The organism is Leucobacter chromiireducens (assembly GCF_051993095.1).
Classification (GTDB): Bacteria; Actinomycetota; Actinomycetes; order Actinomycetales; family Microbacteriaceae; genus Leucobacter; species Leucobacter chromiireducens.
This window is the reverse complement of sequence record NZ_CP197024.1, coordinates 1684845-1700492: the sequence shown is the minus strand read 5'-3', so window position 1 is coordinate 1700492 and position 15648 is coordinate 1684845. Positions and strand designations below refer to the sequence as shown.

The 15648-nt window shown below is 65.0% G+C and carries 10 protein-coding genes; 5 read left to right on the top strand and 5 right to left on the bottom strand.

Annotated elements, in window-relative coordinates; translation table 11 throughout:
• Positions 1-48: 48 nt before the first annotated feature.
• Both ACR81A_RS07615 and ACR81A_RS07610 read right to left on the bottom strand, forming a co-directional pair.
• On the bottom strand, positions 49-1476 hold the full coding sequence (locus ACR81A_RS07615; protein ID WP_440311520.1) for an RNA polymerase sigma factor: 1428 nt from the start codon (positions 1474-1476) through the stop codon (positions 49-51).
• A gap of 204 nt (positions 1477-1680) precedes the next feature.
• Positions 1681-2622: a PAC2 family protein gene (locus ACR81A_RS07610; protein WP_202382697.1), complete on the bottom strand. Its 942-nt coding sequence runs from the start codon at positions 2620-2622 to the stop codon at positions 1681-1683.
• Positions 2623-2867: 245 nt separating this feature from the next.
• Here ACR81A_RS07610 and lpdA point away from each other — a divergent pair, with 245 nt between their 5' ends.
• From lpdA to glnA, 5 genes are all read left to right on the top strand, one after another.
• Entirely contained in the window at positions 2868-4241 is a 1374-nt protein-coding gene (gene lpdA, locus ACR81A_RS07605; protein ID WP_202382696.1) for a dihydrolipoyl dehydrogenase, read from the top strand.
• Between the two features lie 41 nt (positions 4242-4282).
• Positions 4283-5989, top strand: a complete 1707-nt coding sequence (gene sucB, locus ACR81A_RS07600) for a 2-oxoglutarate dehydrogenase, E2 component, dihydrolipoamide succinyltransferase (protein ID WP_440311519.1) — start codon at positions 4283-4285, stop codon at positions 5987-5989.
• A gap of 748 nt (positions 5990-6737) precedes the next feature.
• Positions 6738-7427 (top strand): DUF4191 domain-containing protein, encoded by a 690-nt coding sequence (locus tag ACR81A_RS07595; RefSeq protein WP_202382693.1) that lies wholly within the window; start codon positions 6738-6740, stop codon positions 7425-7427.
• A 5-nt stretch (positions 7428-7432) separates the two neighbouring features.
• A complete protein-coding gene (locus ACR81A_RS07590; protein WP_202382692.1) occupies positions 7433-7861 on the top strand; it encodes an RDD family protein in 429 nt (142 codons plus the stop codon).
• Positions 7862-7987: 126 nt separating this feature from the next.
• Positions 7988-9412, top strand: a complete 1425-nt coding sequence (gene glnA / locus ACR81A_RS07585) for a type I glutamate--ammonia ligase (protein WP_202382691.1) — start codon at positions 7988-7990, stop codon at positions 9410-9412.
• A 58-nt stretch (positions 9413-9470) separates the two neighbouring features.
• On the opposite strand, the gene ACR81A_RS07580 is transcribed toward glnA, so the two are convergent.
• The 3 genes from ACR81A_RS07580 to ACR81A_RS07570 all read right to left on the bottom strand — a co-directional run bounded on the left by ACR81A_RS07580 (position 9471) and on the right by ACR81A_RS07570 (position 15639).
• On the bottom strand, positions 9471-11111 hold the full coding sequence (locus ACR81A_RS07580; protein WP_440311518.1) for an MFS transporter: 1641 nt from the start codon (positions 11109-11111) through the stop codon (positions 9471-9473).
• Positions 11089-12120 carry a glutaminase A gene (gene glsA / locus ACR81A_RS07575; RefSeq protein WP_440313137.1) on the bottom strand — a complete coding sequence of 344 codons (1032 nt, stop codon included), beginning with the start codon at positions 12118-12120 and terminating at the stop codon, positions 11089-11091. Before glsA ends, ACR81A_RS07580 begins: the two co-directional genes overlap by 23 nt.
• A gap of 459 nt (positions 12121-12579) precedes the next feature.
• Positions 12580-15639: a bifunctional [glutamine synthetase] adenylyltransferase/[glutamine synthetase]-adenylyl-L-tyrosine phosphorylase gene (locus tag ACR81A_RS07570; RefSeq protein WP_440311517.1), complete on the bottom strand. Its 3060-nt coding sequence runs from the start codon at positions 15637-15639 to the stop codon at positions 12580-12582.
• Positions 15640-15648: the final 9 nt, after the last annotated feature.

Here is a 15648-nt window from a genome sequence, read left to right as displayed (position 1 = left end):
ATGCTCCCGGGCCCCTTCGCGTTCTCCGCCGAAGCGGCAAATGCCGGCCTACTCGAGGTAGTCGCGCAGCTGCTGGCTGCGCGAGGGGTGGCGAAGCTTCGCCATCGTCTTCGATTCAATCTGACGAATGCGCTCACGCGTCACACCGAACGTGTCGCCGATCTGGTCCAGCGTCTTCGGCATGCCGTCGCCGAGGCCGAAGCGCATCCGGATGACGCCCGCCTCGCGCTCGGAGAGCGAATCGAGCAGCTGCTCGAGCTGCTGCTGGAGCATGGTGAAGCCGACCGCGTCAGCCGGGACAACCGCCTCGGTGTCCTCGATGAGGTCACCGAACTCGCTGTCGCCATCCTCGCCCAGCGGCGTGTGCAGGGAGATCGGCTCGCGACCGTACTTCTGCACCTCGATGACCTTCTCGGGGGTCATGTCGAGTTCGCGGCTCAGCTCCTCGGGGGTGGGCTCGCGGCCCAGGTCCTGAAGCATCTGGCGCTGTACACGTGCCAGCTTGTTGATGACCTCGACCATGTGCACGGGGATACGGATTGTGCGGGCCTGGTCTGCCATTGCGCGAGTGATGGCCTGGCGGATCCACCACGTCGCGTAGGTGGAAAACTTGAAGCCCTTCGTGTAGTCGAACTTCTCGACCGCTCGAATGAGGCCCAGGTTGCCTTCCTGGATGAGATCCAGGAACTGCATGCCACGACCCGTGTAGCGCTTCGCAAGCGACACGACGAGGCGGAGGTTCGCTCCCAGCAGGTGGCTCTTGGCGCGCTGGCCATCGCGTGCCACCCACTTGAGCTCGCGCTCAAGCTTCTTCGGAAGCCCCTTCTCGGTTGCCAGCTTCTCCTCTGCGAACAGGCCGGCCTCGATGCGCATCGCAAGCTCAACCTCTTCAGCGGCGTTGAGGAGCGCGACCTTGCCGATCTGCTTCAGGTAGTCCTTCACCGGGTCGGCCGTTGCGCCGGGAATCGCGGTCGTGACGGTCGGAACGTCCTCTTCCTCGCCCGCCTTCAGCACGATCGCGCCACGGGGAAGGGGAACGGTCGGCGCAGGGGCCGGCTTTTCTTCCTCGGCAGCTTCGTGTGACTCGTCATCAACGTCGTCAACGTCGATGTCGTCGAGTGCCTTCGCCGCGGCCCGCTTGGTGACAGGCTTCTTCGCGGGTGCCTTCTTTGCCGCCGGCTTCTTTGCCGCCGGCTTCTTTGCGGCCGGTGACTCTTCGGTTTCGCCAGCCGCGGCAGCCTCAGCTGCGGCCTTGTTGGCCGCACGTGTTGCCGCGGCCTTCTTTGCGGCCTCGGAACGGGCCGATGCCGACTTCGTGGTGGTCGCCTTCGCCGCAGTCTTCGTTGCGGCAGGCTTCGTTGCCGCCGCGGTCGACTCCTGGGCTGTCTCGACGGTGTTCTCGATCGCATCAGCGTCGGACGCGGTGGAAGCCGCCTTCGTCGTTGCGCGAGTCTTGGGGGTGGATGCAGTTGCCACGCAGCCGCCTCTCTCTATCGAATGCCGCGCTGTGCTGTCGAGGCGTCTCGACAAGTGCTCACAGCATGAAAACCCATGTCAAGCCCGAACGATTTCCTCGCAGAGGAAACCGACTCGGATTGAATGGGTTGGTCAGGTTCATTTTAGCACGGCAGCGCCTGCATGGTTGACAGGAGCGGCTGCGCGTCGGATACTCGCGCGGGTTTACTTCGCGTCGCTTCCGGGCTCCTCGTCACCTTCCGCGGTGCGCTGCTGCTCCGCAAGGAAGCGTTCGAGCTCGCTGGCGATCTGGTCGGCAGTCGGGATCGTGCCGTCCTCACTCATCAGGGGTGAGCGCGTGGTCTGGTCCTCCATGTAGGCGTCGTAGCGACGCTCAAGCGTGCGAACCATCTCGAGGGATTCGTCGTTGTCGGCGAGTTGCGAATCGAGCTGAGTCTCGAAGCGTCGCGCCGCCTCACGCACCTCGTCGGTCGACAGCATGAGCCCCGTGGCGGCCATGATGCTGTCGAGCGCGACTCGGAGCGCTTCGGGGTACTCGGTGTTCGCCAGGTAGTGCGGGATCAGGAGCGCAAACCCGGCCACCTCCTCCCCCAAGCTGTGGAGACGGTACTCAAGCACATGCGCGGCAGATGCTGAGATCTTCGTCTTCGGCCGCCACACGGACCGGGCCTCAATGAGGTCGTCGCGTGATCCACTCACGGTGAGCGACAGTGGCCTCGTGTGCGGAACCGGCATCGGGATCGCGTGCGACCAGACGGTGATCGACACCTCGAACTCATGCACCAGCAGGAGCACCGTGTCAATGAAGTGGTCCCAGCGGAAGTCAGGTTCAAAACCGCTCAGCAGAAGGAAGGGGGCACCAAACTCGTCGCGTGCCAGGCTGAGGCTGAGCTCCTCCGGGGCGTAGTCGACGAAGTGATCCTCATCGAACGTGATGATCGGTCGCCGCGCGCGGTAGTCAAGGAGCATGTCGGCGTTGAACCGCAGAATCTCCTCCGGCTGGTACTTGCGCCACAGGTACTCCTCGAGTTGCGCGACTGTCCCGCCGGCGTCGCTCAGGCCCTGCATGGCGATGATCAGCGGGAGACCGCGCGGAACGCTCGCTCGGCGCTCGGCGTACTCGGCGGAGAAGATTGATTCGGTCACGCTTCCATCCTACGAATTCCCACGTTTTCTGGTGTGGAAAACATCACGCCAGCAGCGAACCCGATATTCCCTCCGTGTGCTGCCGGGTGCGCCACCCCTCCGGGTGCGCAGCATCGCGGAGGAACCCGCCGCAGACCCTGCGGGATCCCGGCCGAAGGCAGAGTCGCGGGTGTAGGGTGGGCAAGGACTGCCCGCACACGAGCGGGTACCCGCCTCTATTGCGTACATACCGAGGGAGATCCCACTTGGCCGATCAGCAGTTTGACATCGTCGTCTTGGGCGGCGGAAGCGCCGGATACGCCACCGCGATCCGCGCAACGCAGCTCGGGCTCACCGCAGCCGTTATTGAGAAAGACAAGCTGGGCGGCACCTGCCTGCACCGAGGCTGTGTGCCGACGAAGGCGCTGCTTCACGCGGCGGAGGTCGCGGATGTGGCGCGCGACGGCGAGACCTACGGCATCCTTTCGAGCGTCGCAGGCATCGATATCGCAAAGGTGAACAGCTACCGCGAGAACCTTGTCGCCGGCAAGCACAAGGGCCTGCAGGGCCTCCTCAAGGCGAACAAGATCACCGTCATTGAGGGTGAGGGCAAGCTCGTCGCCGCGAACACCGTGCAGGTTGGCGCGGATCGCGTGATCGGAAAGCACGTCGTGCTCGCAACCGGTTCCTACTCGCGTTCGCTTCCCGGTCTTGAGATCGGTGGGCGTGTCATCACGAGCGAGCACGCGCTTGAGCTCCAGGAGGTGCCCGCTCGGGTCATCATCCTCGGCGGCGGTGTGATTGGCGTCGAGTTTGCAAGCGTTTGGCGCTCCTTCGGGGCTGAAGTGACCATCGTTGAGGGTCTCCCCCATCTCGTGCCGAACGAGGAGGAGTCCGTCTCGAAGCAGCTCGAGCGTGCCTTCCGCAAGCGCAAGATCGACTTCAAGCTCGGAGTTCGTTTCCAGTCGGTCACGCAGGACGCATCGAGCGTCACCGTCAACCTCGAAGACGGCACGGTGCTCACCGCTGACTACCTCCTCGTTGCAGTGGGCCGTGGCCCCTCGACGCAGGGGCTCGGCTACGAAGAGGTCGGCATCCAGATGGATCGTGGCTTTGTGCTGACGAACGAGCGACTCGCTACGAACGTGCCCGGCGTATACGCCGTTGGCGATATCGTTCCCGGCCTGCAGCTCGCGCACCGTGGCTACCAGCAGGGCATCTTCGTTGCCGAGGAGATTGCTGGCCTGAACCCGGTCATCGTTGAAGACGTGAACATCCCCAAGGTGACCTACTGCGACCCGGAGATTGCCTCCGTCGGTCTGACCGAGGCCAAGGCCAAGGAGAAGTACGGCGCTGAGAACGTGACCAGCTACGAGTACAACCTGGCAGGGAACGCGAAGAGCTCGATCCTCGGCACCGCGGGTTCGGTGAAGGCCGTTCGTGTGGTTGATGGCCCCGTCGTCGGTGTCCACATGATCGGCGCCCGCGTGGGCGAGCTGGTGGGCGAGGCACAGCTCATCGTGAACTGGGAGGCGTACCCGGAGGACGTTGCACCGTTTGTGCACGGCCACCCCACGCAGAACGAGACCATCGGCGAGACGATGCTGAAGCTCGCCGGCAAGCCGCTGCACGCAATCTAAGCGCGGCGATAGACAGACTGATACGAACGGAGAAATACACGATGAGTGAATCGGTGGTCCTCCCCGCACTGGGTGAGAGCGTGACCGAGGGCACGGTGACCCGCTGGCTGAAGAACATCGGGGACACCGTCGAGATCGATGAGCCCCTGCTTGAGGTCTCGACCGACAAGGTCGACACTGAGATCCCCTCGCCCGTGGCGGGCGTGCTCCAGGAGATCCTGGTGCAGGAGGATGAGACCGCTGAGGTTGGCGCGATTCTCGCGGTCGTGGGCGACGGATCGGCCGCTCCCGCGGCACCTGCCGCTCCGGCAGCAGAGGCGCCCGCAGCTCCGGCCGCACCCGTGGCAGAGGCCCCCGCGGCCGCTGCGCCCGCGGCTCCTGCTGCGCCCGCGGCTCCGGCCGGCGGTGAAGAGGTTGTGCTGCCCTCGCTTGGCGAGAGCATCACCGAGGGTACCGTGACGCGCTGGCTCAAGAATGTTGGTGATGCGGTCGAGGTCGACGAGCCGCTGCTTGAGGTGTCGACTGACAAGGTTGACACCGAGGTGCCCTCGCCGATCGCCGGTGTGCTTCAGGAGATCCTGGTGCAGGAAGACGAGACCGTCGAGGTCGGTGCAGCGCTCGCTCGTATCGGCTCGGGCGCAGTGCAGGCAGATCCGGCCCCGGTCGCAGAGGCTCCCGCGGCGGCTCCGGCCCCCGAAACTCCTGCTGCCGCCGCCGCCCCGGCACCTGCTGCCGCCCCGGCACCTGCTGCTGCTCCGGCACCTGCTGCTGCACCGGCACCCGCACCCGCACCCGCAGCTGCACCGGCACCGGCACCGGCAGCCCCCGCGGCAGCTCCCGCCGCTGCTGCGAACTACGTCACCCCGATCGTGCGCAAGCTCGCGAACGAACGTGGCGTTGATCTGAGCACGGTGACCGGCACCGGTGTGGGCGGTCGCATCCGCAAGGAGGACGTGCTCGCCGCGGCTCCCGCTGCGCAGGCCGCGGCTCCCGCACCTGCAACCGCTGCTGCCCCCGTGGTCGAGGTTTCGGAGCTGCGTGGCACCACGCAGAAGATGAGCCGCCTTCGCAAGGTCATCGCGGAGCGCGCGGTCGCATCGCTGCAGGAGACCGCACAGCTGACTACCGTGGTCGAGGTCGATGTGACCAAGGTCGCCCAGCTGCGCCAGGCAAAGAAGGACGAGTTCCTCGCGAAGACCGGGTCGAAGCTCTCCTTCCTGCCTTTCTTTGCATTCGCTGCCGCCGAGGCGCTGCGAACTTACCCGATCATCAACGCCACCGTTGAGGGCGACTCGATCGTCTACCCCGATACTGAGAACATCAGCATCGCGGTGGACACCGAGCGCGGGCTGCTGACCCCGGTGCTCCGCGCTGCCGGTGAGAAGAACCTCGCAGAGATTTCGGGCGAGATCGCGGACCTTGCCGCGCGTACGCGCGACAACAAGCTGACCCCGGATGAGCTGAGCGGCGGAACCTTCACGCTGACCAACACCGGATCACGTGGCGCGCTCTTCGACACGCCGCTGGTCTTCCTCCCGCAGGTCGCCATCCTCGGTACCGGTGCGGTCGTGAAGAAGCCCGTGGTGGTCTCGGGGCCCGAGGGCGATGCGATCGCCGTGCGCTCCACGGTCTACCTGGCGCTCTCCTATGATCACCGAATCGTCGACGGTGCAGACGCAGCGCGCTTCCTGACGCAGGTCCGCCTGCGTCTTGAGGCAGGCGACTTCGCGGCGAATCTCGGAATCTAAACACACATCCCGCGGTGTTCGGCTCGGTCGGCCACCGCGCGGATGAACCCATGTAGGGCCGCAGCACTCACAGAGCGCTGCGGCCCTACGTGCGTCTGTGGGCTGTGCGCCTTCGTCTCTGCTTCGCAGCCTCAACGCCCCCGTCCTGTGTGGCCTCCGCCGGGGTGATGCGACTCCGGACGGCTGCCTGCACCGCCTCACGTGCGCGAACCGGGTGCCACGTTTTGCCGAGTGCGCTGAGCTCTGCGAGGCACTCTGCAAGCGCCTCCATGAGGAGTGCTGCGCCGCTCATCTCCCGCCGCCCGGTTTGCCGCACCCGAATGCAGCGATGGAGCTGTTCCAGGGGCACGCCGAGCACCTCGCAGCCGACATCGTGCCCCACGCGTGCGTGTGCGCCTCCCATCGCCTCGCCCAGGCACCGGCCGATTGTTCGCGCGGCGATCCCCCGTTCGCACAAGGCTTCGAGTCGTGCTGCGGCTCGCGCGGCTGATCCCGGGTGTGAAGCTTCAGGGTGAGCAGCCGCTGCGCGCGTGGCTCCGGGGCGGGCGTCCGGAGTATTCACACAGTATCGTTTCATGCGGCAAGCCTGACTGATCATTCAGCGTGCGAACGAGTTCTGTGATGCACTCCACAGAGTTCGACTGAGGCTCGCGTTGACCGCGGGGTGTGAGCGGCTTTCGCTCACGGCACAGCGATGGGCGACTCCCCGTGTTCGGGGAAGGGCGCGAGAACCGATATCCTAAGGGGTATGGCAGCAGAGAAGGCGAAGCGCGACGGTCGCATCAAGCAGATGATCGAGATCTATCGGACCACGAAGGTCCATGATCGGAATCTCCCTTGGGTGTTGCTCGCGGTCTTTATCGCCCCGATCCTCGTGGCCGTGCTGCTTGCATGGCTGCTCCCCGGCGGTTGGTTCGGCTGGGTCATCTGGCCGATCTCGGGCATCCTTGTGGGCCTGCTCCTGGTCATGATTGTGCTTGGACGGCGCGCCGAGAAGATGGCGTACCAGCAGATTGAGGGCCGCGCGGGCGCTGTGGGCGCCGTCGTGCAGGGCGCGCTTCGCCGTTCGTGGCGCGGTTCAGAGGTTCCGATTGCAATCAACCGCAACCAGGATGCTGTGTACCGCGTCGTGGGCCGCGGTGGTGTCGTGCTGATCTCGGAGGGCTCGCGCAGCCGTACCGAGCGCATGGCAGCTGATGAAGAGCGGAAGGTCAAGCGAGCGCTTCGCAATGTCGAGGTTGTGCACCTCTACGTCGGCCCGGACGGTGACGGAATCCCCCTCGCCAAGCTTTCGAAGACGCTGGTGAAGCTGAAGCCGAAGCTCTCGCGCAACGAGGTTGCAGCGGTCTACAACCGACTGAGCTCCCTACAGGCGGCTCCCGTCGGTATCCCGAAGGGCATGGACCCGAACCGCATCCGTTCGCAGCGCCCGCGCTAAGCACGATGCCCGCTTCGACTCCCCAGCGCTTCGGCGACCTCGAGCCCAGCAAGTGGCCCGGCGAACGGCTCGGACTCCCTGAGTCTGGGCCGCGCTCGGTTGGCAGAATCGGTCGGCGCATCGTCGCGATCCTGATCGACTGGGGCCTCGCAGCGCTCCCGGCCTACTTTCTTGTGGGTGGCCCCAATGCGAGCCTGTGGAACTTCCTGTTCTTCGCGTTGATGCAGATCATTTTTATCCCGACTATTGGCGGTTCGATCGGTCACCGACTGGTGGGGCTCCGCGTCGTGCCGATTGCCGGCGGATGGGTCGGCGTCTGGCGGCCGTTCGTGCGCACCCTGCTCCTCTGCCTCGTCATCCCCCTCCTCGTGTGGGATTCGGATCAGCGCGCATTCCACGACAAGATCGCGGGAACCGTTCTCGTCAGGGGATGAATTCGGATCACTTTTCTGCGTCGTGTAACACTCGCGAAACATGAGAATCACGGTTCCGAAACGGTGGGCGCATAAGCTGGAGTGAAGCGAACGGTGCCGAAGGGCACACTGGCAATGAGGAGCAGCATGTTCACCACCCCCCAGGAAGTCATCGACTTCATCAAGGAAACCGACGTCAAGTTTGTTGATATCCGGTTCACCGATCTCCCCGGGGTGCAGCAGCACTTCAACATCCCCGCAGCAACAGTCGAGGACGATTTCTTCGAGGTCGGCCAGATGTTCGACGGTTCCTCCATTCGCGGGTTCTCCGGCATTGCTGAGTCGGATCTGCAGCTGATCCCCGATGTGACCACGTGCTACGTCGACCAGTTCCGCCTCGAGCGCACCCTCATCGTGGTGTGCGACATCTTCAACCCGCGCACCGGCGAGATCTACTCGAAGGATCCCCGCCAGGTCGCCAAGAAGGCGGAGCAGTACCTCATCTCGACCGGCATCGCGGACACCGCGTTCTTCGCGCCCGAAGCCGAGTTCTACATCCTCGACTCCGTTCGGTATGAGAATACCCCGCAGCGCACCTTCTACGAGATCGACTCCGAAGAAGCGCACTGGAACTCGGGCCGCAAGGTCGAGGGCGGCAATCTTGGAAACACGACGCCCGCGAAGGGCGGCTACTTCCCCGTCTCCCCCGTCGATAAGCAAGCCGATCTGCGCGACGACATCTCGCTGCGCCTCGTCGAGGCCGGCCTGCACCTCGAGCGCGCGCACCACGAGGTGGGCGCGCCCGGCCAGGCGGAGATCAATTACCGATTCGACACCATGGTGAACGCGGCTGACGATGTGCTGAAGTTCAAGTACATCGTGAAGAACACGGCAGAGCTGTGGGGCAAGACGGCCACGTTCATGCCGAAGCCTGTCTTCGGCGACAATGGCTCGGGCATGCACACCCACATGTCGCTCTGGAAGGGTGGGGATCCCCTCTTCTACGATGAGAACGGCTACGCAGGCCTCTCGGACACCGCGCGCTGGTACATCGGGGGCATCCTCCACCACGCGCCTGCGCTGCTCGCGTTCACGAACCCCACGATCAACAGCTACCGCCGCCTGGTGAAGGGCTACGAGGCCCCGGTGAACCTCGCGTACTCGGCAGGAAACCGCTCCGCCGCCGTGCGGATCCCGCTCACCGGTTCGAACCCGAAGGCAAAGCGCATCGAGTTCCGCGCTCCCGATGCATCGGGCAACCCGTACCTCGCGTTCGCGGCGCAGCTGATGGCGGGCCTGGACGGCATCCGCAACCGCATCGAGCCGATGGAGCCGATCGACAAGGATCTCTACGAGCTCCCGCCGGAGGAGGCAAAGAACATCCCGCAGGTGCCGGGTTCGCTCGAGGAAGCTCTTGCGGCGCTCGAGGCTGACCACGACTTCCTGCTCGAGGGAGGCGTGTTCACCGAGGAGCTGATTCAGACCTGGATCGATCTCAAGCACGAGCTCGAGATTGCCCCGATGGCGCTCCGCCCGCACCCGTTCGAGTTCGAGCTCTACTACGGCGTGTAACTCACACAGCGCGCGGGTTGGCGACCGGTTTCGGTGCCAACCCGCGCGTGCGTTTCTGCTACCTTCCCCCCGCCTCCGCCGTTGGGTCGGGGATCTCATGATGCTGTGCGTTGGGCAGGCGGCTCGCGGGAAGGATCGCGACGGCGCTGACGCCAGCGAGGATCAATAGCCCGAGCTTGAGTGCCGCCAAGCGGGCGCTCTCGTTCACCTCGATGAAAGCCGCGACTTGCGCGGGGCTCGCATCAGTTTCATCGAGGGCTTCGGCAAGCTGGTCGTTGGAAACAAAGCTCGATGCGTCGATATCGGCCTGAGCAATCAATTCCGGTGAGACATCGACATGGCTCGCGAGGGATGCCGCGATGTTTGCGCTCAAGAGCCCCACGAGGAGCGCACCGGCAACTGCAGTGCCGACAGCGCTTGCGAGGTTCTGCGTAGTCCCACGCACAGAACCCACGTCACCAGCAAGTTCCTTGGGGGCCGAGGTCACCAGCACGTTGAAGACCAGCGTGACCAAGGCGCCCTGACCCACCCCGAACACGAACAGCCCGAGGATGGTCGGGAGCGTCTCCCAATTGTTGGTGACGACGAGCGCGAGCCAGACAAGCGCAACAGTAGTGAGCGTGAAAGAAAACACGCCAATCGCTCGCGGGGTAAACCGCCGGTAGAAGCGAACCACGAGCGTCGCCGTGATGAACACGGTGAGGTTGAACGGCAGCATCGCCAGCGACGTATCAAACGGGGTTCTGCCCTGAACAATCTGAATGTACAGCGGAACAGTGAAGTTCAGCGCTGCTTCAAGCCCAACGACAATAAACATCGCATAGATTGCAGCGCGTTCAGGGCCTGAGCCAAACACGCGGAGGCTGACGAGTGGTTCTTCTCCACGGCGAGTCCGGCGTCTCGTCCAGACGAAGAATGCCTGGACGAGAACGATGCCGAGCACAACGAGAAGCGGGGCCGGGGACAGGCCCACCACGGAGAACGGGGCTTCGTCCGTCGAACTCAGCACTCCCCACCGGTTGAGATTGTTCACGCCGAGGGTCAGCGCGACGATACCGGCGCCGATGAGCGTAGCGCCACCAACATCGATCTGAACCCTGCCGTCCCCGCGATCGGCTCGAAGCCGAAAACTGAGTACAAACACTGCGAGCGCGATCACGAGCACCACGAGAAACACGGGTCGCCAGCCGACAAATGTTGCGAGCGTGCCCCCCAGCAGGAACGCGGTGACTCCGGCAAGTGCGCGTGCGGAGCCCAGCGAACCGATCGCTGTCGCCTGCTGCGCGCCCCGGTAGTTCTCCGCGATCAACGCGACGAGACTCGGAACGATGATTGCCGCGGATGCGCCCGCGAGCGCCTGAGCGAGCACCACCCAGCCCACGCTGGGCGCGAGCACCATAGTCAACGCGGAGAGCGCGAACACAGCGATCACGCTCCGAAACATGATGACCCAGCCGATTCGTTGACCGAGTTTTGCGCCCACCATCACGAGTGCGGCGACGACGAGTCCGTAGGTGACGATCGCTGTGCTGACGTCCGTGGCGGGGACATTGAACTCCGCGACCATACCCCCGAGCGTCACCGGAAGGGCCGCGACGTTGTACGACATCAAGATCTGCGCGAGGAACAGCCCGATCATTGGCACCCAGGATCTTCGGGGCATGACGTCAGATACGTCAGGACGTGCTGCGAGTGACATGAGGCTCTCCATCCTGGACAAAGTGTGAAGCTGAAGCGAAGACGTTGAGTCCCAGCGCCCGCGAGAGATAGGCGGCGGCGATCTGCCCGCGTACGCTGTTTCCTGCCGAGTCGAGCGGAGGCGCAAACGTTCCGATGCCGGCCTTCCCCGGGGCGACAGCGATGAGGCCCCCTGAAACGCCTGACTTTCCGGGGAGGCCGACTTCGAGCAGCCATTCTCCCGAGTTCTCGTAGAGGCCGGAGGACGCCATGACGGCAAGTGTGTCGCGTGCCACGTGCGCGGAGACGACTCGCTCACCAGTGACGGGATTGACTCCGCCGTCTGCAAGCGTGGCGGCCATCACCGCGAGATCGTGAGCATCGACGCTCAGTGCGCACTGGCGGGTGTACACATCAACGAGTTCGTCGGGGTCCTGCCGAATGCGTCCGTAGCTCACGAGCAACTGGGCGATTGCCGTGTTTCGGTGACGGGTCTCAAGCTCTGATCGATACACCCGCTCATCCACCTGCAGTGCGCGTCCAGCGAACCGCGATAGCCCGTCGTGAATGAACTCCCAGCGTTCGGCGGTACTCGCGCCCGGAACAAGCCCGGTGGTCGTCAGTGCACCCGCATTCACCATTGGATTCCGCGGGTGCCCGTCGTACAGCTCAAGCGCGATGATGGAGTTGAACGCGAGCCCGGTGTTGTTCACGCCGACCGTCGAAAAGGCGGCGTCGTGCCCAAGGTGCTCGCAGACAAGCGCGTACACAAACACTTTGGAAATCGACTGGATCGAGAACTCGTCTCGCGTGTTTCCTTCCTCATGTGCTTCACCATGAACATCAACAACGCTGACCCCGAAGGCTTCTGGGTCGGCGAGGGCGAGGGCCGGGATATAGCTGGCGAGCTCGCCTTCGGCATGACGACCAGCGTGCCGGTAGGCAGCTTCGACAAGCTCGTCAATGCGGTGGCGCTCTGGAAGTCGCCCCGTGGCTACCTGCTGGTCAACATGCGCGACATCGAGCTCCATCACTCCCCCACCTTCAATGGCGTGGGTGGCGTCGACCACGGCTCGCACCGCGATCACCGTCACTCTCTGTGCACAATGTAAACCCATCACGGGTCCATGTCACGGTTTTCTTTGCGCGATGCTGGGCGCATGCGAAGCCCTGCTGCTCCCCCGCGCCCTGCACCGCGTATGGGGACGCGAACAGGCCCGCGACCAGTTGCCTGGTCGCGGGCCTGTTGGTGCGGGCGGGAAACCCTCCCGATGCAACGTCGCTGTTGCGGCGCTGAGTAGCGCGGTGGCGCTAGGACTCGAGTTCGTCGTCGAACTCGGAGCCATCCTCGGCGAGGATAGCCTCAAGAAGTGACTGTAAGTAATGCATAACGATCAGGTTACGCTTCGATAACGTCCTTGGGAAGCCCTTTGGGTAAACACAGGGGAAACACTTCGTAAGGAGCGCGTGACTCCCCCGGGTCAGCGACGCTAGAGGCGCTCGGGAAACTCGAGCTCGTCATACCCGAAGAACTCCCGCTCGACCACGCCGCGGGCACGACGAGACACCGAGAACCAACGCTCCTCGAGTTCGGATGTGCGTCGCTCAGGCAGGCCGAGCACGCTCGCGATCCCCTCGAGCTCCACGCGATCGGTGGGAAGCGAGTCGCTCGCGCGCCCATTCCAAAGCTTCAGGGCGGAACGCACACTGCTCGCGTATCGCCACGAGTCGGCAAGGTGGGCCGCGTCCTCCGCGCCGATGAGCTCATGGTCAACAGCCGCATCGAGCGCCGACAGCGTCGACACCGTGCGAAGCGCCGGGATCTCGGCACCATTTCTGAGCTGCAGCAGCTGTACCAGCCATTCGACGTCGGTGAGCCCGCCGGGACCGAGCTTGAGATGCCGCTTGGGATCCGCACCGCGCGGCAAGCGCTCCGCCTCGACCCGGGCCTTCATGCGGCGCACCTCGCGCACCTGCTCGTCGGTGAACGTTGCCGGATAACGGATCTGGTCGGCGAGCGCTACGAACGCGGCGCCGAGCGTGCTGTCACCCGCGACGGGGCGAGCCCGGAGCAGCGCCTGTGCTTCCCAGGTGACGGACCAGCGCTCGTAGTAGACACGTGAGGCCTCGAGGCTGCGTGCGATGGGACCGTTCTTCCCCTCGGGTCGGAGATCGAAATCGAGGTCGACCGGAAAACGAGGATCCGACACCAGCCGACGAAGCTCGGTGACGCGCTTGATCGCGGCGCGGGCGGCCTGGTCAACCGCGATGCTCGGTGCGGGTTGGAACACAGCGATCAGATCGATGTCCGAGGCAAACCCGAGCTCGCCACCCCCGTAGCGACCCATGCCGATGAGCGCGAGATCAAATTCGTGCGGTTGTTCCGCCGCGACCGCAGCCCGGTCCAGCATGATGAGCAGGGCGTCGAGGAGTGCTGTGTGCGCCGCGTCGAGACCCTGCGCGACCTCGGGCTCATCAATCACGCCCGTGATGCGCCCCATCGCGAGCCGGAGCACCTCTCGCCGGTGCACGCCGCGGAGCGCTGCTCCGGCCTCATCCACAGTGGCGCGCCGTGATGCGAGTGAGCGCATCTCGTCGCGCAGCGTATCGAGCGCTCGCGGGAGGAGGGCCGCATCGCTTTCGAGCCAGGCGACTGCCTCAGGAATCGTCTCCAAGAGCTCCGCCGCGAAGCGAGAGGAGGAGAGCACGCGCGTGAGCCGCTCGGCAGCCTCAGCTCCGTCGCGGAGGAGGCGCAGGTACCAGGGTGATTCACGGTTCGCCTCGCTGACCCGACGGAATGCGAGGAGCCCGAAGTCTGGGTCCGTGCCGTCTGCAAGCCATTGCAGCAGAACCGGGAGGAGATTCCGGTGAATGCGCGCGCGACGCGATGTGCCGCGCGTGAGTTCAGCGAGGTGTCGAATGGCGCCCTCGGGGTCGCGGAAACCGATGCTCGCGAGTCGGGCGCGCGCCTCGGCGCTGCCGAGGGCGAACTCCTCCTCGGGGAGCGCCGCGACGGCACTGAGGAGCGGAGCGTAGAAGATCTTGAGGTGCAGCTCGCGCACCTCGCGCTTGACGCTCTCCCACTCGCGCAGCAGGGCAACACCCGTCGGTGCGAGTCCGCTCGCACGGGCAAGTACTCGGAGGCCCTCCTCGTCGAGCGGCATGATCGCCGTTCGACGAAGCTCGCGCAGCTGAAGCCGATGCTCCAGAACACGGAGGAACCGATAGTCGGTCGCGAGTCGCTCGCCGTCGCTGCGCGCAATGTAGCCACCGTCTACGAGCGCCTGGAGTGCCGGTAAGGTCCCGCGGAGGTGCAAGCGGTCGTCGTACTGGCCATGGACGAGCTGCAGAAGCTGCACACTGAACTCGATGTCGCGCAGCCCACCTGGGCCAAGCTTCAACTGGACTTCAAGGTCATCCGTGTCGATGTGCTCCGTGACTCGCTCGCGCATGCGCTGCACCGAACCGACGAAGTCCTCACGATTGGACGACGCCCACACCGCGTCCCGCGTGCCAGCGACAAACTCGTCGCCAAGCTCGAGGTCGCCGGCAAGCGGCCGAGCTTTGAGCAGCGCCTGGAACTCCCACCCCTTCGCCCAGCGCTCGTAGTACGTGAGCATCGAACCGAGTGTGCGCACGAGCGCACCGTGGCGTCCCTCGGGACGCAAGTTCGCGTCGAGTTCCCACAGGGGCGGTTCGATGCACGGGTCGTGGATTCCGCGCATCGTCTCGCTCGCGAGGCGGGTGGCGATCCTGATCAGCGTGTCTGTGTTGAGGAGATCTGCGCCAGCATCTTCGTCGGTGCCCGGCTGCGTGGCGCTGCGCGCGATGAACACGACGTCAACGTCCGAGACGACGTTCAGCTCTTCGGCGCCGCACTTGCCCATGGCAATCACCGCGAGCTGCGTGGCGTCAATGCGCTCGCGCCGCACCGCCGGTCCGCTCACTCCAGCAGCAAGGCTGGCGCGGGCGACGGCGAGCGAGGCTTCCACCGCGGCGCCCGCAAGCGCGGAGAGGCTCGAAGCGACGTGCTCAAACGACTCGAGCGCGAGTCCCTCGGCCGTGCGCTCGAGATCGAAGAGCATGACGCTCGCGAGAAGTGAGCGATACGCCACACGCAACTCGGCCCAGCCGGCAGGACCCGCGAGCGCAACGCCCGTTGCTGTGTCGTGCACCGAAGAGAGGAGCACCGCGAGCGCCTGCTCCGCGGGCACGAGGGCTCCCCCGCGTGCAAGGAGCTCCGCGAGCCCCTCGGGTCGGCGCACGAAGAAGTCGCCAAGCGCGGGAGACGCGCCGACGAGACGGCACAGGCGAACGAGCTGCTCGGCATCCAGCGACGCGACAAGCTCCGTCTCCCCCTCAGCGAGCGCTCGAATGCGCACGAGCGCCGCATCGGGGTCAGCTGCGGCAGCGAATGCCGCGAGCAGCTCACTCTGCGTCACGCTCACGCAGGGCAGCAGCTCCTGGAGTGCCGTGCGTGAGGCGGTGAGCTCCTGGAAACCGGCGCGCGCGAGCTCGGCGAGCTTCAATTCGGGGCGTGGATCCGCCATTGCGGGGAG

Excerpts from the sequence above, each read along its gene's own strand:
- sucB (WP_440311519.1), top strand. The coding sequence starts at position 4,283 with ATGAGTGAATCGGTGGTCCTCCCCGCACTGGGTGAGAGCGTGACCGAG.
- ACR81A_RS07595 (WP_202382693.1), top strand. The coding sequence starts at position 6,738 with ATGGCAGCAGAGAAGGCGAAGCGCGACGGTCGCATCAAGCAGATGATC.
- ACR81A_RS07590 (WP_202382692.1), top strand. The coding sequence starts at position 7,433 with ATGCCCGCTTCGACTCCCCAGCGCTTCGGCGACCTCGAGCCCAGCAAG.
- glnA (WP_202382691.1), top strand. The coding sequence starts at position 7,988 with ATGTTCACCACCCCCCAGGAAGTCATCGACTTCATCAAGGAAACCGAC.
- ACR81A_RS07580 (WP_440311518.1), bottom strand. The coding sequence starts at position 11,111 with ATGTCACTCGCAGCACGTCCTGACGTATCTGACGTCATGCCCCGAAGA.
- glsA (WP_440313137.1), bottom strand. The coding sequence starts at position 12,120 with ATGGAGCTCGATGTCGCGCATGTTGACCAGCAGGTAGCCACGGGGCGA.
- ACR81A_RS07570 (WP_440311517.1), bottom strand. The coding sequence starts at position 15,639 with ATGGCGGATCCACGCCCCGAATTGAAGCTCGCCGAGCTCGCGCGCGCC.